This window comes from Bradyrhizobium sp. USDA 4011, assembly GCF_054063415.1.
In genome coordinates, this window is record NZ_JBSSGG010000001.1 from 7,124,442 (window position 1) to 7,144,911 (window position 20,470).

The window sequence follows — 20,470 nt, forward strand, 5'->3', positions numbered from 1 at the left end:
ATGATCGTCTGGGTTACGGGCGCAAACGGGTTCATCGGCCGCCATCTCGCGCATGAATTGGCGGGGGCAGGCCATGCGGTGCACGGCGTCGGACACGGGGCGCTTGATGCAACGGAAGCCCGACGGCTCGGTTTGCAGAGCTGGATCAACGGCGAGATCGATGCGGCCAATCTCGATGCGCTTGCTGCGGCGCACGGGCTGCCGACGCATGTCTTTCATCTGGCTGGCGGATCGTCCGTCGGCGTCTCGATCGAACGGCCGTTCGAGGATTTTTCGCGGACTGTCGCGAGCACGGCGTGGCTGCTCGAATGGCTGCGCGCATCAGCGCCAGACTGCGCGGTGATCGCTGCGTCGAGTGCGGCCGTCTATGGCGCAGATCATTTCGGCCCGATCGCTGAAAGCGCGATCGTAACTCCGATGTCGCCCTATGGGCAGCACAAGCTGATGATGGAGCAATTGTGCGCGAGTTACGCGCGGTCGTTCGGGTTGCGCTGCACGGTCGTGCGGCTGTTCTCTGTCTATGGGCCCAACCTGCGCAAACAATTGCTCTGGGACATCTGCTCGCGGCTCAACGCCAAGGAGCAGGTGCTCACGCTCGGTGGGACCGGCAACGAGATACGGGACTGGACCGACGTTCGCGATGTCGCGCGGCTGCTTGCAAGCGTCGCGGAAGCCTCGTCGTCACAGGAAGCCTTCCGGGTCATCAATGGCGGTTCGGGCCGAGGGACCAGCGTTGCCGACATCGCCGCCGGTCTCATCGGACAGTGGGGCAGCAAGACGATTGTGCGGCACTCGGGTGTCAGCCGCCCCGGTGATCCCATGAGCCTGTTGGCCGATGCTGCAATGCTGCGCCAGATCGGCTTCGACTGGCGCATTCCGCTCGATCAGGGCCTCGCCGATTACGTGGCCTGGTTCAAGGGGCAGGCTTCGTGACGTCCCGCCCATTGCGGTTCGCGTTCAATCACATTTCACGACGGATCTGGGCCGGCGGGTTCAACTATCAGCGCAATCTGTTCGCGGCGCTCGATCGGTTTCTGCCCGGCGAGTTTGCCCCGGTCGTCTTTGCCGGGACGCGGGCCGACCAGAGTGAACTCGACGAGATTGATGCGATACCGGGCGTCGAGATCGTCCGATCGGAAGCGTTCGACGGACAGCCGGGTCTCGCTGCGGCACTCGCGCTTGGCCTGGACCGCGGCGCTGCGTCGGCGTTTCGCTCCGCGCGCGTGGATGTTGTGGTCGAAGCCGCGCGCTTCTTCGGCTGGCGGCTGCCGATCCCTGCAGTGGCGTGGATTCCGGATCTGCAGCACCGTTCGCTGCCTCAGCTGTTTCCAACGACGGCACGCTGGCGTCGCGAGATTGGCTTTCGCGTGCAGATCGCGTCAGGGCGGACCATCATGCTGAGCAGCGAGAGCGCCTTCCGCGATTTCAGGGCTTACTACCCACACGCCGGCAACCGGGTCAGCGTCGTTCGCTTCGCGACCCAGCCGCCGGCCGCGTTCCTGAACGTCGACCCATCAGAGGTCATCGCGGCGTACAATCTGCCGACGAACTACTTCTATCTGCCGAATCAGTTCTATCGCCACAAGAACCATCAGCTTGTCGTCGAAGCCTTGGCGATCCTGAAGCGTCGTGGGGTCGAGGTCGTCGTCTGTGCATCCGGCAGCACGGAAGATCGGCGTGAGCCGGGCTACTATGATCTGGTCAACTCCGAGATCCGGAAGCGCGGCCTCGATGCGCACTTTCGTCACCTCGGCGTGATCCCGTTGCCGCACGTCTACGCGCTGCTGCGGGCCTCCACAGCCCTGCTCAACCCGTCGCGCTTCGAGGGCTGGAGCACGACGGTCGAGGAAGCGAAGTCGTTCGGCGTTCCGATGATCCTGTCCGACATCGATGTGCACCGGGAGCAGACCGCGGGCGCTGCGCGCTATTTCGGCGTCGATGATCCGGTCGCGCTGGCGGATCATCTGACGCAGGCCTCACGGCAGGCTCGCGGGCTCGTGGTTAGAAATGTTGTCCAGCACCAGGATGACAACGTCAGGGCGTTTGCGGCGAGCTTCGCGGCGACGATGCGCCGGGCGGCCGCACAGGATGTCTGAACCGGTCTAAGTCGGAAGCAAACGTTGAGCGAAACGCCGGTCTCATTTCGCCTGCGGGACCAGCTCGAAGTCGGAGTTGGGGCTTTCGTAGGCCCTCAGCATGGCCTTCGCAATGAGCTCCGGGTTGTGCCATCGTTCGACATAAAGTCGCGATGCTTGGCCGCGCATGGACCACTCGGAACGGCGATCAAGAACCGCGGCAATGCTCTCTGCAAGGTCTCCCGGGTTCAGCCGGTAGACAGGCAGTTCGCGCCTGATCGCATCCGGAACGAACATCATATCTTCGTCCCGGATGTAGCATGCGACCGGCTTTCCCATCGCCATCATCTCGACCGCGAAGCCCCCGTACCAGCCTGCCAGCACCTGGTCGATTGCGAGGTCTGCCGACTGATAAATCTCCAGCGCCTGCTCGTGACTCGTCTTTTCGACAAGGATGAGGTCGAAGTCGTACCGTGACCGCAATTGTTCGAGGGCATTCAGGATCATCGGTGTACCCTTGATCCGTCCGGCGGTCGGGGCATGAACGATCTTGAGCCGTCCCTGTTCGGAAGGCGGCACAACGTCGAACTTCTCGATCTCGACGTTTGAATATGGGAGGAACTGGCCATTCGGTACGATGTGTCCGAGTTCCGGATTCAGATAGAAGACCCGATCGAACAGCGGCAGAACCTTTTTGATCAGAAAGTGCCGTCGATGGTCGAGAGCGCCCGTGCATCGTTGATACAGCTCGCAGTGTTGCGGGGCGCACATCGTCCATTCGTTTCGCCTGTTTCCCTCGTTCGCCAGCCGGACATCACAACCCTGCAGGGTCATGAACAGCTTCTTGTCGAACAGGCGGGCGGCGTGCAGGTCTGCGGTCGCCAGTCTGTTGATGATGTCCGTTAGCAGCGATGGCCGGGAGAGCACTGATCCCGGCGCGGAGAGGGGAAAACCCGGTGACAGAAAGGTCTGTCCAAAATAGTAGTGAAGAACATCGTAGTGCCACTGGTTCCTCAGGCCGAACGCCGCGCTGCGAATGGCCGTCTCAAGGAATCCGGCATCCTTGGCCGACAGCATCCGGTCCGCCGGGTATCCGAGCCACGTGTCGTTGCGAACGACCACGTCGCTGGATGCTCCCAGCTGCCGCTCGGCGCGGGACAGCACCCAGGGCTGATTTCCGACATTGACTGGTCCGTGCAGGATTCTCATGTGCGCGCATTCAGATTCGCCGACGGGCGCGAAGGCCGCACGGGGCTACGAGGCATGATCATCGCTCTCGAACTTGCCGACATGCCTCGTCAGGCTTGCCCGCAGATCCTCGGGCAGATCAGCGGTTTCACAATAGAGCCTTCCGAGCCTCGCTGCGACCGCTTGCAAGCTGTAATGCGCTTCGACATAGCGGCGTCCCGCCTTGCCGATATCGTTCAGGTCATACTCACCCCTCAAGCATCGCTTCAGCACATCATAGATTTCGTCGGGACGCGTGTTGATGATCGGGCAGGTTGCCGGATCGATCATCATTCGGTCGTCACGCAAAAAGCACAGAACCGGTTTGGCCATGGCCATCGCTTCCAGGGCGGTATAGCCGTGAAAGCCTGCGACGAATTGATCCGCAACGACATGCGAGGCGCCGAAAAGCTCGATGACCTTCTTGTTGGGAACGCCCTGCACGGAGACCAGCTCGATCTTCTCTCCCTCCTTCACCAGCCGATCGATTGCCTCGATCAGAAGCCGGGTTCCCTTGAAGTGCCCGTGGTTCGGCGCATGTGCCACTCTCAGCACGTCACCGGCCTTGTAGGCTGGCGGCCTCGCGGCGAGCTTGCTCGCGTCAATCGGCCAGTAGTGCATGTCCCGGCAGCCGGGCACATACGTCACCATATCCCCCATCGCGATCTGCGCGGTCGCACGGCCCTTGAGGCGGTCGATCGATGAGGCGTGCATCTCGGTCGTGCAGACACAGAACTTGCCTGGGGCCGGGCATTCTTCGCACAGGTTCGGATGGCCGAGTTTGAGCGTCGGTTCCCGCGCACGGACGTCGGCACCGTAGGCGTAGGTATACAATCGCTTTCCCGACCGGAACAGGAGGTCGAGTTCCTCAGGATTGATGCCATAGCGTCCATCGCTCAGCATCAGGCCGCGGTCATAGAAGTAGTTGAAGAAATCGTAGCGCAGCAGGGCCCACGCCAGAACCAGGCGACGAAACAGGCCAAGACCTCTTCGGCTGCGCAGCAGTCGAAGGAAGCCCTCGAACAGGATGAGGTTTATGTCGAATGATCTCGTCACATAGTAGGTGTTGAACACCAGCGACGAGGAGCGAAACCCCAACATTCGATCGCAGCGTACGAGAAGCGGCAAGGTGAGGATCGGGGTGGCGGCCCACAACGTACGCACCTTTCCCTCCGCAAGACGCTTCTCGGTGGCGCGCCGCGCCGCGCGAACAAGCACGCGCGTGACGAAATCCGCGATGGCGGATTGGGCCGGCCGGGAAGATGCAACGCCGTTGGCGGGAAGCGGTGCTTCCGTCAGGGACGTCGGTCCGATGGGTTCGATCTTGTTCACTCAGGGATCCGATGGATGTCAACTCAACATCAGCCAGCAGCTTCTAGCACAGGTTTGGTCCGAAGCGGCCATGTGATGCAGGCCCGGAGAGGCGGTGCGGAATTGGCGGCCGGCCCTCGCTATTTCAGGTTTCAGCCGCGTATGAAAACAGCTTCGCCTGGTCCGGGAACGTTGACGTTCAATACACGAACAGGTTAAGACAGCCGCGGTTTGTTCCAAATGCGCGGATATTCTGACGCGGCGGTTATACCGAGCTCCGCCATCGAATCAATCTGGATAGGCATTTCGTGTGCGGCATATTCGGCCTCGTAGATAAGACCGGGCCCGTCGATGCCCGCCAAGTGGATCGGATGACCGATCTCGTTGCCCACCGCGGTCCGGATGGGCGTGGAGTGAGGGTCAACGGCAACGTCGGGATCGGACACCGGCGACTGGCGATCATCGATCTGACCGATGACGGCGCACAGCCGATGCGCGACAGACGGCTCCCGATCTGGATCACCTACAACGGCGAGATCTACAATTACGTTGAGCTCCGCACGGAACTCGAGGCGCTCGGATACACCTTTCATACGGCCTCGGATACCGAGGTCCTGCTCACAGCCTATGTTTGCTGGGGTGCAGCGTGCCTCGAACGCTTCAACGGCATGTGGTCGTTTGCGATTCACGACGAGCGCGACAACACGCTGTTCTGCGCCCGCGACAGGTTCGGCGTGAAGCCGTTCTACTACGTCGATACGGCGAAGCAGTTCGCGTTCGGCTCGGAGATCCGCCAGCTTCTTCCGCTGATCGAGCGCCCGATCCCCGATGATGATCTGATCAACGATTTCCTCGTTTGCGGCATGACCGACCATACCAGTCGGACCTTCTTCAAGGGCGTCGAGAAATTGCCTCCCGGGCATCGGATGCGCGTCGACGTGTCGACGGGGCAGGTCGAAATCGAGCGCTACTATTCACTTGTGCCTGGGTTGGCCGTGTCTGATGAAGGCAGCGCAGCGAAATCGTTGCGAGAGCTGCTCGATGACGCGACGCGTCTGCGGCTGCGTTCGGATGTTCGGGTCGGAACCTGCCTGTCGGGTGGGCTGGACAGTTCGAGTGTCGCGACGCTGGCCGCGCGGCGTTATGCGCCGGGCTCGAGCGAGCGCTTCTTTGCCATCACTGCCGTGAGCGAGCAGGCGTCCAACAATGAAGAGGCGTACGCGGCGGAGGTTGCAGAACGGGCAGAGTTGAACTGGCTGCGCACCAAGCCTTCCTATCAGGACTTTGCATCGACGGCGGAGACCTTGCTCGACGTCCAGGAGGAGCCGTTCGCAGGTCCTTCGATCATGATGCAGTATGCGGTGATGAAGGCCGCGCGATCCAACGGCGTCATCGTGCTGCTCGATGGTCAGGGCGGTGACGAAACGCTGCTGGGGTACCATCGCTACTATGCGGCCTGGCTGCTCGACCATCTTCGCAGCGGTGGCGTCCGTGGATTCCTGTCCGCCTTCGGCGCCGCGACGCGGGCGGGTATTCCGCGCCGGCGGTTGCTGATGTATTTGTTCGGTGCCGGTTCGGCAGGGCTGCGCGCTGCCTATTACCGGCTGCGTTACACTTTCCTGCGAAATCCCGACTTGCCGGAGCCGCTTCGCCGCTTTGCGTCGAAGACGAGGGATGCGCAAGGCATGCAAGTGCTGGAGATTACCGAGACCAATTTGCCGATGCTGCTGCGTTTCGAGGACAAGAACTCCATGCGGTTCGGCATCGAAACGCGACTTCCGTTCCTCGACTATCGCTTCGTCGAGTTTGCGCTGGCGCTTCCCACGCGCATCAAGCTGAACAAGGGATGGGCAAAATGGCCGCTTCGCGCAGCCATGAGCGATCTGCTGCCGCCCAGCATCACCTGGCGGAGGGACAAGATCGGTTTTGCCGCCCCCGACCGGATATGGCTCACGCGACACTCCGCCGCGATGTATGACAAGGTGATCGCAAGCGAGCTCTTGGCCCGCTATGTCGACATGCAGAAGCTCAAGAGGAAATTTCACCGGCTCGATCTTGGAATGCGCTGGAGGCTTTATTGCGTTGCGCTCTGGGGTGAGCGCTTTCGGGTCGAAGCGCCATGAGGCCCGATGGTTCCTGGATGTCATCGTCGCTGTCGATAATCGCCGGCTCGCCGGGCCCTACTTTCCGGGCGGCCCGATGAACATCTGGCTATTGCATCCATTCGCGGGCGGGCCGGGCCTTGGCCGTCACTGGCGTCCGTTTTGGCTCGCAGATGCCTGGGGAAAGATGGGGCATCGGGTGGTGGTGGTCAGTGCCGGCTTCCATCATCTTCACAGGGAGCCGCGCGCTCCGGGGCCGCAGCGGATCAACGGTGTCGACTTCTGGTTCCTCGACACCCCGCGCTATGATGGCGGCAATTTGGGGCGGCTGCGCAACAATCTGAGTTTTGCGCCGGCCTTTCGTTCGGCGACATCTGCGATCGCCGCGCAATTCGGCGAGCCGGATCTGATGATCGCGTCCAGCCCGCATTTGTTCTTCATTTCGGCGGCGCGTCAGATCGCGCAGCGCTTCGGTGCCAGGTTCTGGTTGGAGGTTCGTGATCTCTGGCCGGAGAGCATCGTGGCGCTTGGAATGACCCCGACCTGGCACCCCCTCGTGCGGTTGCTCGGCTGGAAGGAGCGGTCCGCCTATCGCGCGGCGGATCGCGTGATCTGTCTTTTGGCCGGTGCGGAAGCTCATATGCGGGCGCGCGGCTTGAGCGCCGGCAAGTTCATCTGGATCCCCAACGGGGTGTCCGACGGTGAGATCCAGAGCGCGCTGACGATCGAAACTCTCGGTCATCCGTTGATCGACCGCATCAATCAGCTGAAGCAGCAGGGCAGGCGGGTTGTCCTCTATGCCGGCGGCATGGGGCCGCCAAACGCAGTGGAGGTCGTTCTCGACGCCGCCGCTGTCCTCGGCAGCACAAGCCCCGAGATCAGTTTCGTTCTGATCGGATCAGGCACTTCGCTCGCCGCACTGAAGCAGCGGGCGGCAGGGCTTGCCAACGTGGAGTTTCACGACGAAGTCGATCGGTCGATCGTGCATGGCATGCTGCACGCGTCCGATTGCGCGGTCGTCGCCTTCCACAAGAACGCGCTCTACCATCACGGCATCAGCCCCAACAAGCTGTTCGACTACTGCCTGTTCGCGCCGCGCAGCGTCATTGCCTGCGAAGCGCAGGCGCTTGCCGGGCTCGAGGATTTGGTGACTGCGCGATGCGCGCCGGATGACCCCGGCGCACTCGCCGCGTCCCTGCGCGCCGCGCTCGACGGTCCGGCGCGTTCGCGGCCCGAACGCGTCGCCTTTGCGCAGCGGTACAGCTATTCGGCGCTTGCCGCGCGGTATCTGGCCGAGGCCGGGGATCCGGCCTAGGTGTGGCCGTGATGACACATGCGTCTTAGGTAAATTTATTTGTTATCAATAGCTTACGATGTTCATGGCGTGAACGAATTCGCTTGACGTTCATCCGGTGAACGCGCTATCAGCCACCCCAGTGGGGATAGGCGCGATGGCGGGCATTCTACCGACAGATGAGAATGACAGCGACCGGCTGGTGCTCGGTCTGCTCACCTCGCTGGAGGCCGATGGTGCGCAGTCGCAGCGGCGGATCGCAGCCGATCTCGGCGTCGCGCTCGGCCTGGTCAACGCGTACCTGAAGCGGGCGATCAAGAAGGGCTTCGTCAAGGTCGGGCAGGCGCCAGCGCGGCGATACGCCTACTACCTCACGCCGCAAGGCTTCTCCGAGAAATCGCGACTGACCGTCCAGTTCCTGTCGGACTCCTTTTCGCTCTTCCGAAAGGCCAAGGAGGAGTATGGCAGGCTGTTTGAGCGCGCTCAGGCGCTCGGCTTCAGGCGGGTGGTGCTCGCCGGACAGTCCGACCTCTGCGAAATCGCGATCCTGTGCGCGGTCGATGGACCCATCTCTGTCCTTGCGATCGTCGATCCCGATGCAACCGCGACCCGGTTCATCGGTGTCAAGGTCGTTTCCTCCTACGCGCTGGTGGACGAGCCGTTCGATGCGGTCGTCGTGACGCATCTGACGGCGGCGCGCAGTGTATTCGAGCAGGCGGTCAGCAATTTCGGGACGGAGAAGGTCCTTGCACCGGATCTGCTGGGCCTGCGTCCAAAGCAATCGTTGGGGGCGTGATGGCCATGGAGCACGGTTCACGCTGGTACGTCGTCCAAACGCAGGTCAACGCCGAAGCAAAGGCGGCCGCCAACCTCGAGCGGCAGGGATTTTCGATCTATTTCCCCCGTTACCTGAAGCGCCGCAGCCATGCCAGGAAGGTGGAGATTGTGCCGCGTCCGTTGTTTCCGCGCTATCTCTTTGTCGGGATCGACCTCGCGTCGCAGCGGTGGCGTGCCATTCAATCGACGCTCGGCGTGTCACACCTCGTGTGCGTCGGGGACCGGCCCGCGGTGGTGGAAGATCGCGTCATCGACGCATTGAGGGGGCGGGAGGACGGCGCCGGCTTCATCACGCTTGCGCGCAGGCCGGCGTTCTCGCCCGGGGATAAAGTGCGAATTGTCGAAGGTGCGTTCGTCGACAGTCTTGCGCTCGTTGAAGACGCCAGCGATCAGCATCGCGTTGCGGTTCTCTTGAACCTGTTGGGCCGCAAGGTCCGTGTTCTTGTCGGGACGGACCTGATCGCTGCGGCGTAACCGCGTCTGCCTCCGGGCAGGCGTAATGGACATGTTTGGCTTGGGTGTGATGTTCGATTCACCCCGAGTGCGGTAGCTTGCCTGAAGCAGGCAGAAACGTTCGAGAGAGGGGCCCATGACGACTTACGCATTGATCGGCGCTGCCGGCTACATCGCGCCGCGGCACATGCGGGCGATGGCCGAGACCGGTGGCAATCTGGCCGTGGCGTACGATCCCAACGATTCCGTGGGCATCATGGACAGCCATTTTCCCGATGCCGAGTTCTTCACCCAGTTCGAGCTGTTCGATCGCTATGTCGACCAGTTGCGCAGGGGCGGCCGAAAGATCGACTACATGTCGATCTGCTCGCCGAACTATCTGCACGACGCGCATTGCCGGTTTGCATTACGCTCGGGCGTGGATGCCATCTGCGAGAAGCCGCTGGTCCTCAATCCCGGCGACATCGACGAGCTGGCCGCCATCGAGCAGGACACCGGCCGCCGCATCTCGACCATTCTGCAATTGCGGCTGCATCCGGCGATCATCGCCCTGCGCGATCGCTTCGCGAGCTCGAACAAGCGCCACAAGGTCGAGCTGACCTACATCACCTCGCGCGGGCGCTGGTATCACACCTCCTGGAAGGGTGCAGACGCGAAGTCGGGTGGCGTCGCGACCAATATCGGGGTGCACTTCTTCGACATGCTGAGCTTCGTGTTCGGCCCCGCCAGCCGCAACGAGGCGCACCTGCGCGAGGCAGAGAGGGCGGCCGGCTCTCTGGAGTGCGAGCGCGCGGATGTCAGCTGGTTTCTGTCCCTGGACCGCAACGACCTGCCCGACAGCGTGAAAGGCAAGAAGACGACCTATCGCTCGATCACCGTCGACGGCGAGGAGGTCGAATTCTCGGAAGGGTTCACCGATCTCCATACGCGGAGCTATGAGGAGATCGTCGCCGGGCGCGGCTTCAGGCTGGACGAAGTCCGCCCCTCGATCGATATCGTCTCCACGTTTCGCGATGCGCCGATCGTCAGAAGCAACGGCGTTCACACGTTTGCCCAGAAGGCGATGCACAAATGAGCGAGATGCGCGAGGATCCGCGCTTTCCGGGCGTCCTGATCCATCAATCGAGCTACGTTGACGATGGGGCTGTGCTCGGGCGCGGCACCAAGATCTGGCACTTCTGCCACATTCTGCCGCGCACGGTGATCGGCGAGGACTGCTCGATCGGCCAGAACGTGATGATCGGTCCGAACGTCAAGATCGGAAACGGCTGCAAGATCCAGAACAACGTCTCGATCTATGATGGCGTCGAACTTGACGACGACGTGTTCTGCGGCCCGAGTTGCGTCTTTACGAACGTGAACAATCCGCGCGCCGGCGTGTCGCGGAAGGACGAGTTTCGCAAGACGCCGATCGGACGCGGCGCCAGCATTGGCGCCAATGCGACCATCGTCTGCGGACATTCGCTGGGCGAGTACTGCTTCATCGGAGCCGGTGCTGTTGTCACGAAGAATGTCGCCGCATTTTCGTTGATGGCAGGCAATCCGGCCCGCCGAATTGGTTGGATGAGTAGGGCAGGCGAGCGGCTGGGCAGCGATCTGATCTGCCCGCGCACTCACCGTCGTTATGAGCTTCGTCATGAAGCGCTGGTTGAAATCGAGGGTTGAAGAAGATGGACATTCGCGGAAAGAAGGTTGTCGTTATCGGGGGCGCCGGGCTGATCGGGTCGCATGCGGTCGATCAGCTGACGCAGACTGATGTCGGCGAGATCGTCATTTACGACAACTTCGTGCGCGGCACGCATGAGAACCTTGCCGGCGCGCTGCGCGATCCTCGCGTCAAGATTTTCGAGGCCGGCGGCGATATCACGCAGGTCGACATCCTCGATGCGGCCCTGAAGGGCGCCGACGGGGTGTTTCAGTTCGCTGCGCTCTGGTTGCTGCAGTGTCACGAATTCCCGCGGACGGCCTTTGACGTCAACGTCAACGGCATGTTCAACGTCCTGGACGGATGCGTGCGCAACGGCGTCAAGCGGCTGGTCTGGTCTTCGTCGGCCTCCGTCTATGGCGATGCCGTCGAGGAGCCGATGACGGAAGACCATCCGTTCAACAACAAGAACTTCTATGGTGCGACCAAGATCTGTGGCGAGGCCATGGCCCGTGCCTACCACTTCCGCTATGGCCTCGACTATGTCGGCCTCCGGTACATGAACGTGTACGGACCGCGTCAGGATTACCGGGGTGCGTATATCGCGGTGATCATGAAGATGCTCGACGCGATCGACAAGGGAGAGGGGCCGACGATCCTGGGAGACGGCTCGGAGGCGTTCGATTTTGTCGCGGTGGAGGATTGCGCGCGCGCCAATCTGTGCGCCATGGGCGCGAGTGCGACGGATCGCTTCTACAATGTCGGCACAGGACACCGGACCTCGCTGAAGCAGATCGCCGAAAAGCTCCTGAACCTCACCGGCTCCAATCAACCGATCAACTATGCGCCGCGGAGCCAGGCCACGCTGGTGCGCAATCGGATCGGATCGCCGAAGCGGGCGCAGGAGGAGATCGGCTTCACCGCCGCGATCGACCTGGACGAAGGGTTGCGGCGGCTGATCGACTGGCGCAGGAGCCATATCGATCAGGTCGATCAGCGTCGTGCCAAGGCTCAAATCTGAAGGCTCAGATCTGAGTTCGCACCCGACATCATTGAATAGATCGGCCAGAATAAAATAACATGTGTGGCATAGCCGGAATTCTGCACCGCGACGGGCGGCCCGCTTCAATCACCACGTTGACGGCAATGACCGATATCATTGCTCATCGCGGGCCGGACGGCGAGGGCCACTACTGCAACGGTCCCGTTGGACTCGGTCATCGCCGGCTGTCGATCATTGATCTGACCGACGCGGCGCGGCAGCCGATGGAGACGCGCGACGGCCGCTTTGTGCTGACCTACAATGGGGAGATCTACAACTTCAAGGAATTGAAGGTCGAGCTTTCGGCGAGGGGCCACGTCTTCAACTCTTCCGGCGACAGCGAGGTGTTGCTGCACGCCTTCGCCGAGTGGGGTCTCGGTGCGCTTCTCAAGTTCAACGGCATGTTCGCCTTTGCGATCTGGGACAATCACGAGCGGAAGCTCACCTTGGCCCGGGATCGCTTCGGCGTGAAGCCGCTCTACTATGCCGAACTTGGGCAGACATTCGTGTTCGCCTCCGAGCACAAGGCTTTTCGGGCATTTTCGGAGTACAAGCCGCGCGTCGACATCAGGGGGCTGTCGGAATATCTCAGCTTTCAGAATTTCTTCGCTGAGCGGACACTGTTTGCCGGCGTGAAGTTGTTGCCGGCCGGCTGCTATCTGCAGATTTCGCAGGACAGCAGGGCCGTCGAGCCGGTGCAGTACTGGGATTTTCATTTCGAGGAGCCCGAGTACGCCGTCGATGAGAATGAGGCGACCGACGAGCTCGATCGCCTGTTCAGGCAAGCGGTGAACCGGCAGCTCGTGAGCGACGTCGAGGTCGGGTGCTATCTTTCCGGCGGCATGGATTCAGGCTCCATCACCGCGCTGGCATCGAGCCAACTGCCGTTCATGCGGACGTTTACGGTCGGCTTCGATCTCAACTCGGCCTCGGGCGTCGAACTCGGATACGACGAGCGGACGAAGGCCGAGCATATGTCGTACCTGTTCAAGACCGAGCACTACGAGATGGTCTTGAAGGCCGGCGACATGGAGCGGGCATTGCCTCAGCTTGCATGGCATCTGGAAGAGCCTCGCGTCGGCCAGTCCTATCCGAATTTCTATGCGGCAAAACTCGCATCCAAATTTGGCAAGGTGGTCCTGACCGGGACCGGGGGAGACGAGCTCTTCGGCGGATACCCCTGGCGCTACTACCGCGCCGTCGTGAACGACGACTTCGATCATTATATCGAGAAGTACTTCGGATTCTGGCAGCGCATGGTTCCGAGCGGGACGATGCCGAAGCTATTGGGGCCGGTATGGGATGAGGCCAGGCAGACCTCGCCGATCGATATCTTCAGGGGGGTGTTCAAGGAGCACGCCTCGGAGCTGCGGCGGCCCGAGGACTACGTCAATCACTCACTCTACTTCGAGGCCAAGACGTTCCTGAACGGGCTGCTTGTCGTCGAGGACAAGCTGGCGATGGCGCATGGACTCGAGAGCAGAGTGCCGTTTCTCGACAATGATCTCGTCGATTTCGCAATGAAGCTTCCCGCCAAGATGAAGCTCGGCAATCTGACCGAGGTCATTCGCCTCAACGAAAACGAGCCCGGCGGCAAGGCGCAGCGCTATTACGAGCGCACCAAGGACGGCAAGTTGATTTTGCGGAAGATGATGAGCCGGCATATTCCCGACGAAGTGGCGGAGCGCGAGAAGCAGGGCTTCTCTGCGCCGGATGCCAGCTGGTTCAAGGGCGAGAGCATCGAGTATGTCAAACGGAGGCTCTTCAGCAACACGGCCCGCATCTACGACCTGGTCGACCGCAAGACCGTTCGCTCGCTGGTCGACGAACATCTGGAAGGACGGGAAAACAGGCGGCTGCTGATCTGGTCTTTGCTCAATCTCGAGCAGATCATGGAAAGCAGCTTTTAGGCACGCACAAATGGGAGCGCGGTGCAGATGAACGGTCTCTTCCCGGCGGCAAGATGGGTGCGGGTTGGCTTGTCGCCATACCGCAACTCTCAGGCCCTATGGACCACGATCAGCCAGATCCGGCGATATCCCGATCTCTTGCGGGAGATGGTCGATCGTGACCTGAGCGCCGCGCATGCGCGGCACGGGTTTGGCGCCTTGTGGGTTTTCATTCATCCACTCGTCGTGGTCGGAACATACCTGCTCATCTTCGGCTTCGTGCTGGGCAGCAAGCTGTCGATCAGCGCAGATTTTCCCGGCGATTTCTCGGCTTACATCCTGGCAAGTCTGGTTCCGTGGCTGATGATGCAGGCTGCGCTGGTTCGCGGGCCCGGAGCCTTGATCGGGAGCGCAAGTCTCGTCAAGCAGGTCGTGTTTCCGATCGAGCTGCTTCCGATCGCGGCAACCATTGCTGCAACGATCCCTCATCTGCCTGCGCTTGCGCTCGTCATTCTCTACAAGGCTCATGTGGGGGGGCTCAGCTGGATGCTCCTGCTGCTGCCGGTCGTGTTTGCCGTTCACGCAATTCTGGCGGTCGGATTGAGCTTCGCCCTTGCTGCAGTCACGCCCTTCTTTCGCGATCTGCGCGAGATCGTTACGGTCTTTACCTCGATCGCGATGTATCTGATGCCGACGGTGTACCTGCCCGACTGGATGCCGCGTGCCCTTCGTCCGTTGATCTATTCGAATCCGTTCAGTTACCTCGTCTGGGTCTACCAGGACGTTCTCTTCTTCGGTTCGTTCAAGCATCCGTATGCTTGGGCGGTTACCCTCGCGTTCGCGTTGCTGAGTCTGGGACTCGGATACCGCATGTTTGAAAAGCTGAAACCGTACTATGGCAATGCTCTCTGACAATCGAGACGCCGGCGAGTTGATCCCGCTTGCCGGGTCATTGGACCCGCAGTGCGCCATTCGCGTCACTAACCTTGGAAAGGCCTATCGGCTCTATCAGCAGCCGTTGGACTTCCTGAAGGAGATCATCACCGGAAAGCCCCGGCACCATGAGCATTGGGCGGTCCAGAATGTTTCCTTCGAAGTGTTGCGCGGGCGCGTGGTCGGCATCATCGGGCCGAACGGCGCGGGCAAAAGTACCCTCCTGAAGATCATTGCCGGACTGCTGGATGCCACAACCGGGCGAGTTGAAGTGGCCGGAAAGCTGTCCGCGATCCTGGAATTGGGGACCGGCTTTCATCCGGACGTGTCGGGTCGCGACAACATCGTGCTGGGTGGCATGTGCCTGGGTATGACGAGAGCGGAAATTGAGGCGAAGGTTCCCTGGATCATCGATTTCAGCGAGCTTGCCGAGGTGATCGATCAGCCGTTCCGGACCTATTCCAGCGGCATGCAGGCGCGACTCACCTTCGCCACCGCGATCAGCGTCGATCCGGAGTTATTCATCGTCGACGAGGCTCTCGCCGCCGGCGACACCGCCTTTGTCAACAAGTGCATGAAGCGAGTTCGTCAGATCTGCGAAAGCGGCGCCACCGTCCTGTTCGTCTCGCACTCGAGCGGGCTGATCAGCGAGCTGTGTGACGAGGCGATCTGGATCGACAAGGGGCGGGTGCTGATGCACGGCAATGCCCAGCGCGTCAGCAAGGCCTATGAGCAGAGTGTTTGGGATATCGAGGAAGCGCGCAATCTCCGGGAAACCAAGAAGCTGAGCGAGTCGATCGAGAGCACGGCCGAAACCGGAAAATACGAGCTTGGCGGCGGCACCCTGCGGATCACTTCCGTCGAGGTGATCGACGTCGAAGGCAAGCCGATCGGCGTGGTCAAGAACGGGCAGCCGCTTCGCATCCGGGTGTCGTGGTCGGGCTTCTCCGAGCACAAGCAGATCTACGCGAGTCTGCGGATCGATACCGCGCGGCTTCAGGCGGTGACCGGAATCGAGGGGTACGACGGCGGCCTGTTCCTCGATGGGGAGGACGGTCTGCCGGAACGCGGAAGCGTCATCTACGAGGTGCCTGAGCTCGCTCTTGGCGAGGGTCAATATTACATTTCTGCGGCTCTGTGCCGGCACATGCTGCCCAAGGGGGCGGAAGCCATCCTGCACTATGTCGAGAAGGCGGCGCAGTTCTCGGTGTCGCGGAATTCCTTATGGCACTTCAGCTATCTCTATGATCCAAAGTTCACTTGCCAGATAGAAAGCGACCTATGATCGAAGACGGATGGCGAGAGAGGCTCGAAGCTTTCTTCGAGCTGAGGGCAAGTTCGATCACCGAGCGGCCGACGCTCGAAGATCTATGCTATATTGCAGGTCGCAATCCACGTCTGTGGGCTGACAGGCGCCTTCTCGACGACCTCAGGCTCAATATGCTCGGCCTGATGAAGGCTGGCCGAGGCTCATCCGTTCTTGAAGTCGGCTGTGCAGCCGGGTTCTTAGCGAAGGTGATCGCTCCGGGTGTGGGCGAGTATGTAGGAGTTGACCTCGCGGACGCGCCGCTTGCCGTCGCAAGGCGGCTTGGACTGGAGAATGCGAAGTTTGAGAGGGCCCGCGGCGAAAGCCTCCAATTCTCTGGTCGGCGGTTCGATGCCGCGTTTTGTTATGACGTGTTCTCGAATTTTCCGTCGTTTGCGGCAGGAGAGCCGATCATTGTGGAAATGTTGCGCGTGGTGAAGCCGCAAGGCCGCGTGTTGATCGGATCTATTCCAGACCGCGAAAGGGCGGAAGAGCTGCAGGCCGTCGCGAAGAAGCTCACGACGAAATTCGAGCAGGAATTTGGACCCGAAGCGGAACGGGCGCCATTAGGAACGATTCTGAAATCCGAGCAAAGATCGGGCCCCGCAACGAAGATCGCTAGATTGCTAGGATTGAGGAAGTTGTCGACGCCGATTTCGATCGAGATCAAGCCCGAGATCATTTCCTACTATTTCGACCGCAAGGATTTTGTGGGACTTGGGCGTCGCCTCGGCGTCGACACGAGAATTGTCGATATCCACCCGCTGAATCCTTATTTCGGCACGCGCTTCAATGTGGTGTTTGAATCGCGATGAAAGTCATCCGGTTTCGCGAAATCGATTGTAGTGCTTGGGATAGTCTGGCGCTGCAATCGCCGCAGGCCTGGCTCACACATCGGTCTTCCTGGATCGAGATCGAGGAACGTTTCTTCTCGTCCGCGAACCTGTCGTTCGCCTTAGAAGAGAACTCGCAACTCGTCGGCATCCAGCCCTTGTTCATCAATGAGGGGGCCGGAATGGCATTTGGCGAGCGATTGCTGCATTCGGGGATTCATCGCCATACCGGTCTTGCGCTCGACGCCGATATTGGCGCCGGCGTAGCGAAGGCCGCGCGTCAGGCCGCGATGCAGGAGATACTCGCTATCGCCGATCTATATGACGTCGATCGCATTCAGTTGAACTGCCACAATCTCGCGCCGGCAAATCGTCATTCCTCGAGGGAGGCCGTTCCGTTCTGGGTCAGCGAGTTCGGTTTCCAACTCGGTATCGCGTTCGGACCGTCGGGAATGTTACCGTGCCCCGGTTCCTCGACCCTGAATGCCGATCAGCTGGTCGATCTTGCTCCGACCGTTGAACAGTTATTCGCGAGATTGGATAACACCTGCCGCACCGCGGTCCGGAAAGCGGATAAATCAAATCTGCAATTCGAGATATCGAGCGATGCCTCATATCTCGAAGCCTATATGGATATCGCGCGCGCATCGGCCACAAGAACCGGCGAAAATCTGCCCCGACTGGAGTACTACAGAGAAATCTTCAGATCATTTGCTGCCGAAGGGGGCGCTCACGTCGCATTTGCCAGGCACGATGGGAACGCAATTGCCGGCCTCATCTTGTTGACCGACAAGAGCGCGGTCAGTTTTCTCGCCGGCGTTTCCCTGCCCGACGCGATGAAGCTGAGGCCCAACGACTTCCTGCACTGGAATGCGATAAAGTGGGCCAAGCATTCGGGTTTCGAAGTTTACCGGTTTGGACCCTGGTTTCCGGAGGTGCCGCGCGACTGGCCCATTTCTAAGGTCTCTCTGTTCAAGACTAAATTCGGATCGAGAAGCCTTCCGATCATTCAGGGTAGCTTGTTCCGTCGGCCGGAACTCTACACGCCGAACCCTCCGAACCCGCTGAACGAGGTTGGGAGGATGCCGGCGCGACTGACTGTTTCCGGACAAGCCGGCTCTTCGTTGATAGCGCACCATCTCCTGATGTTCGGATTTGAGAGGGCCTCGTCGATGCCGGACGGCGAGCCGGTGGTGCTTCACCGCCCGGGCCTTGCCGACGTGCCTTTGGCGAACAGCGCTCTTGAGCGAGGTGGTTGCGTGATCGCTGTCCTTCCCAGCGCGCCATTTGGAAAAGCGTTCGGCGTAGAGGCCGAAGCAAGAATAATTGTCTCACCTGAGGTGTTCCACGCAGGGTTTGCCGGTCAAAGACCTTGGTCACGGCTGCGAACGCTGCATTCGTATATGCTCCTCAGGGCTGAAGGTGATGTCACGACGATCGTCGCGAACCACCGCCAGGAAGCGGTCTGGCTTCACAGGCGGACGGGGAATGGCGGTTCGCTCATTTTCATTGGAACGGATCTCGCTTCCGATCTTGTCCGCTATCGGCAAGGCGATCCAGCGGCCGCGAACAATCGGCCCACTGACGCCGCGTGGGGCATTGCCGGCGAGAGGCCAACCTATCTTTTCGAAGGGCAGCTTGCGGGGGAGAACTTGCGCGAGCGGCCCGCCGACTGGTGGTGCGAGGCGCTGGCCGATGTATTGGCTCGCCTGTGCAGCGTAAACAGGTTGCCGATGCTGCCGAACGGGGCGGCGGGTGCGATCGTCGTGACCGGCGATGATGACCAGGCGGCACTGAGCTGTTATGCGCAACAGCGAGAGGCGCTCGGATCGACACCGATCACCTACTATCTTCATCCGCTCACAAAGCACACCGCGAGCACGCTCAAGCAACTTGGATCAGGCAGGAGGCTTGAACTGGGTCTTCATCCCGATGCGCTTGAGCATCCCAATCGATACGCCGATCTTTTCGCCGAGCAGGCAAAATGGTTTGAGCGGTTGACCGGAGAGAAGGCGCGGACCGTACGAAATCATGGCTTTCTAAATGATGGCTATTGGGGACATGCGGCGGCCTGGAATGCCCATGGCGTGGAAGGCAGTTCCAATTTGCCAGGGCTCGACGGCTGCATCATCAATGGTTCGTTGTTGCCGTCCAAGCTCTTGCTAGGAGACAAGTTGACTGAACATTGGAGCATCCTGACTGCGATCGGTGATGGGGTCGTGTTCGTGCATGGTTGGGATGATCGTCGATCGGCCAACTGCATCCTTGATCTGGCTGATCGGATTCGCAACGATGGTGTTCCCGGTGTGATCGTTGTCAACCTGCATCCCGAGAACATTGGCAAGACTGAGGGGATGCACCAAGCAGTTCGCAAAGTTGTTGAGGACGGCTTTGTCCCGTGGACGATGAGCGAATGTTTTGAGTGGTTCGAACGCCGACACCAACCGGAACTTGAACTGCCGAAACGATCATTCTTTCAATGGCGGAGAAAGATTTGAGTACAACTCGTCGGCGTTTGGTTGTGCTTGGGGGGCCCGGAGATGGACTTGTCGTTGCAGAAGCCATTCACCAGGCTGCTGCTGCAGGGCAGGCGGTTGAGCTTGTCGGCTTCCTCAATGATGCGCTGCCGTCAGGCACGACCTTGCAGAACGTTCCGGTCCTTGGGCGCTTCGAGGACTGGCAGCAACTCGACTCCGACGTGCTGTTCTGCCCGGCGGTTCAAAAGGTGAAAGATATGCCGGCACGGGTGGATAGGATCGAAAGCCTTGGAATTCCAGATCAGCGCTGGGGAACCATCATTCATCCGCGAGCCGTGGTGGCATCTGATGTTGAAGTCGGTGTGGGCGCCTTCGTGGCCTCCTGCGTCACGGTTCAACCCGGATCCCGGATAGGCCGTTTTGCCAGCCTCCGGGCCGGAGCGGTTCTCGGCCACCACAGCGTTGTCGACGATCACGGCTATGTTGGACCGAATGCGACGATGTGCGGGCGAACCGTCGTGTCGTACGGCGCCCATCTCGGCCCAGGGGCCGTTCTGCTCGATAGCCGCACTCTCGGACCATTCTCTGTCGCGGGAATTTCGGCAGCGGTTACCAAGAACGTGCCCGAGTATTGGGTTGTGTTCGGAAATCCAGCCGTCCGGGTTGGTACGGTTCGAAAACGTCAAAGATAAAGAGTTACCTGACCAGCGTCATGTTTGTATCAAGGAAACATGGTCGCTCTCGCTAATCATCTCGTATCGAGGGAGGATGTATGACGGACGTTCGCGCCAAGATAGTTGAAATCATCAATGGAATAACACGGCCTGCAAAGATCGGAAATTCCGATCCCGAGAAGTCATTGCTTGCCGAAGGGCTCTTGGATTCTCTCGATTTTGCGAGCGTGCTGATGGCCATCGAGGACGAGTTCGACCTCGTTCTGCAGGATGCCGACGTGGAGGACTTGAATTCGATCAACAAGCTGGTCCAATTTGTTTCGGTCCATGCGACGGCCTAGGTAGGTTGGCTGTGTCGCGATCGCCACGAGT

At 60.5% G+C, this 20,470-nt stretch carries 18 protein-coding genes; 16 read left to right on the forward strand and 2 right to left on the reverse strand.

The window, feature by feature from the left end:
- Both ACVW1C_RS33580 and ACVW1C_RS33585 read left to right on the forward strand, forming a co-directional pair.
- Positions 1–933, forward strand: a complete 933-nt coding sequence (locus ACVW1C_RS33580) for an NAD-dependent epimerase/dehydratase family protein (protein WP_456761932.1) — start codon at positions 1–3, stop codon at positions 931–933.
- A complete protein-coding gene (locus ACVW1C_RS33585; RefSeq protein WP_456761933.1) occupies positions 930–2,096 on the forward strand; it encodes a glycosyltransferase family 4 protein in 1,167 nt (388 codons plus the stop codon). The genes ACVW1C_RS33580 and ACVW1C_RS33585 overlap by 4 nt, the downstream gene beginning before the upstream one ends.
- 42 nt (positions 2,097–2,138) lie before the next feature.
- On the opposite strand, the gene ACVW1C_RS33590 is transcribed toward ACVW1C_RS33585, so the two are convergent.
- Both ACVW1C_RS33590 and ACVW1C_RS33595 read right to left on the reverse strand, forming a co-directional pair.
- Entirely contained in the window at positions 2,139–3,284 is a 1,146-nt protein-coding gene (locus ACVW1C_RS33590) for a glycosyltransferase (protein WP_456761934.1), read from the reverse strand.
- Positions 3,285–3,329: 45 nt separating this feature from the next.
- Complete coding sequence (locus ACVW1C_RS33595; RefSeq protein ID WP_456761935.1) at positions 3,330–4,634, reverse strand: hypothetical protein; 1,305 nt, start codon at positions 4,632–4,634, stop codon at positions 3,330–3,332.
- A gap of 350 nt (positions 4,635–4,984) precedes the next feature.
- On the opposite strand from ACVW1C_RS33595, the gene asnB (ACVW1C_RS33600) reads away from it, so the two are divergent.
- The 14 genes from asnB (ACVW1C_RS33600) (at position 4,985) to ACVW1C_RS33665 (ending at position 20,439) form a co-directional block, all read left to right on the forward strand.
- Entirely contained in the window at positions 4,985–6,736 is a 1,752-nt protein-coding gene (asnB, locus tag ACVW1C_RS33600; protein ID WP_456761936.1) for an asparagine synthase (glutamine-hydrolyzing), read from the forward strand.
- Complete coding sequence (locus ACVW1C_RS33605) at positions 6,708–8,030, forward strand: glycosyltransferase family 4 protein (RefSeq protein ID WP_456761937.1); 1,323 nt, start codon at positions 6,708–6,710, stop codon at positions 8,028–8,030. The genes asnB (ACVW1C_RS33600) and ACVW1C_RS33605 overlap by 29 nt, the downstream gene beginning before the upstream one ends.
- A 136-nt stretch (positions 8,031–8,166) precedes the next feature.
- Positions 8,167–8,805: a winged helix-turn-helix transcriptional regulator gene (locus ACVW1C_RS33610; RefSeq protein ID WP_456761938.1), complete on the forward strand. Its 639-nt coding sequence runs from the start codon at positions 8,167–8,169 to the stop codon at positions 8,803–8,805.
- Complete coding sequence (gene nusG, locus ACVW1C_RS33615) at positions 8,805–9,320, forward strand: transcription termination/antitermination protein NusG (protein WP_456761939.1); 516 nt, start codon at positions 8,805–8,807, stop codon at positions 9,318–9,320. Before ACVW1C_RS33610 ends, nusG begins: the two co-directional genes overlap by 1 nt.
- Before the next feature lie 115 nt (positions 9,321–9,435).
- Positions 9,436–10,374: a Gfo/Idh/MocA family oxidoreductase gene (locus tag ACVW1C_RS33620; protein WP_456761940.1), complete on the forward strand. Its 939-nt coding sequence runs from the start codon at positions 9,436–9,438 to the stop codon at positions 10,372–10,374.
- On the forward strand, positions 10,371–10,964 hold the full coding sequence (locus ACVW1C_RS33625; protein ID WP_456761941.1) for an acyltransferase: 594 nt from the start codon (positions 10,371–10,373) through the stop codon (positions 10,962–10,964). The genes ACVW1C_RS33620 and ACVW1C_RS33625 overlap by 4 nt, the downstream gene beginning before the upstream one ends.
- 5 nt (positions 10,965–10,969) lie before the next feature.
- The gene (locus ACVW1C_RS33630) at positions 10,970–11,965 is read left to right on the forward strand and encodes an NAD-dependent epimerase/dehydratase family protein (protein ID WP_176530103.1); all 996 of its coding nucleotides are present in this window, start codon (positions 10,970–10,972) and stop codon (positions 11,963–11,965) included.
- Between the two features lie 59 nt (positions 11,966–12,024).
- Entirely contained in the window at positions 12,025–13,896 is a 1,872-nt protein-coding gene (gene asnB, locus ACVW1C_RS33635) for an asparagine synthase (glutamine-hydrolyzing) (RefSeq protein WP_456761942.1), read from the forward strand.
- A 27-nt stretch (positions 13,897–13,923) separates the two neighbouring features.
- Entirely contained in the window at positions 13,924–14,787 is an 864-nt protein-coding gene (locus ACVW1C_RS33640) for an ABC transporter permease (protein ID WP_456761943.1), read from the forward strand.
- The gene (locus ACVW1C_RS33645; protein WP_456761944.1) at positions 14,771–16,093 is read left to right on the forward strand and encodes an ABC transporter ATP-binding protein; all 1,323 of its coding nucleotides are present in this window, start codon (positions 14,771–14,773) and stop codon (positions 16,091–16,093) included. The genes ACVW1C_RS33640 and ACVW1C_RS33645 overlap by 17 nt, the downstream gene beginning before the upstream one ends.
- Entirely contained in the window at positions 16,090–16,929 is an 840-nt protein-coding gene (locus tag ACVW1C_RS33650) for a class I SAM-dependent methyltransferase (protein WP_456761945.1), read from the forward strand. The genes ACVW1C_RS33645 and ACVW1C_RS33650 overlap by 4 nt, the downstream gene beginning before the upstream one ends.
- Complete coding sequence (locus tag ACVW1C_RS33655) at positions 16,926–19,445, forward strand: lipid II:glycine glycyltransferase FemX (protein ID WP_456761946.1); 2,520 nt, start codon at positions 16,926–16,928, stop codon at positions 19,443–19,445. Before ACVW1C_RS33650 ends, ACVW1C_RS33655 begins: the two co-directional genes overlap by 4 nt.
- Entirely contained in the window at positions 19,427–20,116 is a 690-nt protein-coding gene (locus tag ACVW1C_RS33660; protein WP_456761947.1) for a hypothetical protein, read from the forward strand. The genes ACVW1C_RS33655 and ACVW1C_RS33660 overlap by 19 nt, the downstream gene beginning before the upstream one ends.
- Before the next feature lie 80 nt (positions 20,117–20,196).
- Complete coding sequence (locus ACVW1C_RS33665; protein WP_021080477.1) at positions 20,197–20,439, forward strand: acyl carrier protein; 243 nt, start codon at positions 20,197–20,199, stop codon at positions 20,437–20,439.
- The last annotated feature ends 31 nt before the right edge of the window (positions 20,440–20,470 follow it).

Excerpts from the sequence above, each read along its gene's own strand:
- ACVW1C_RS33660 (WP_456761947.1), top strand. The coding sequence starts at position 19,427 with ATGGCGGAGAAAGATTTGAGTACAACTCGTCGGCGTTTGGTTGTGCTT.
- ACVW1C_RS33655 (WP_456761946.1), top strand. The coding sequence starts at position 16,926 with ATGAAAGTCATCCGGTTTCGCGAAATCGATTGTAGTGCTTGGGATAGT.
- ACVW1C_RS33580 (WP_456761932.1), top strand. The coding sequence starts at position 1 with ATGATCGTCTGGGTTACGGGCGCAAACGGGTTCATCGGCCGCCATCTC.
- ACVW1C_RS33665 (WP_021080477.1), top strand. The coding sequence starts at position 20,197 with ATGACGGACGTTCGCGCCAAGATAGTTGAAATCATCAATGGAATAACA.
- ACVW1C_RS33630 (WP_176530103.1), top strand. The coding sequence starts at position 10,970 with ATGGACATTCGCGGAAAGAAGGTTGTCGTTATCGGGGGCGCCGGGCTG.
- asnB (WP_456761942.1), top strand. The coding sequence starts at position 12,025 with ATGTGTGGCATAGCCGGAATTCTGCACCGCGACGGGCGGCCCGCTTCA.
- ACVW1C_RS33650 (WP_456761945.1), top strand. The coding sequence starts at position 16,090 with ATGATCGAAGACGGATGGCGAGAGAGGCTCGAAGCTTTCTTCGAGCTG.
- ACVW1C_RS33640 (WP_456761943.1), top strand. The coding sequence starts at position 13,924 with ATGAACGGTCTCTTCCCGGCGGCAAGATGGGTGCGGGTTGGCTTGTCG.
- nusG (WP_456761939.1), top strand. The coding sequence starts at position 8,805 with ATGGCCATGGAGCACGGTTCACGCTGGTACGTCGTCCAAACGCAGGTC.
- ACVW1C_RS33625 (WP_456761941.1), top strand. The coding sequence starts at position 10,371 with ATGAGCGAGATGCGCGAGGATCCGCGCTTTCCGGGCGTCCTGATCCAT.
- ACVW1C_RS33645 (WP_456761944.1), top strand. The coding sequence starts at position 14,771 with ATGGCAATGCTCTCTGACAATCGAGACGCCGGCGAGTTGATCCCGCTT.
- ACVW1C_RS33620 (WP_456761940.1), top strand. The coding sequence starts at position 9,436 with ATGACGACTTACGCATTGATCGGCGCTGCCGGCTACATCGCGCCGCGG.
- ACVW1C_RS33610 (WP_456761938.1), top strand. The coding sequence starts at position 8,167 with ATGGCGGGCATTCTACCGACAGATGAGAATGACAGCGACCGGCTGGTG.
- ACVW1C_RS33590 (WP_456761934.1), bottom strand. The coding sequence starts at position 3,284 with ATGAGAATCCTGCACGGACCAGTCAATGTCGGAAATCAGCCCTGGGTG.
- asnB (WP_456761936.1), top strand. The coding sequence starts at position 4,985 with ATGACCGATCTCGTTGCCCACCGCGGTCCGGATGGGCGTGGAGTGAGG.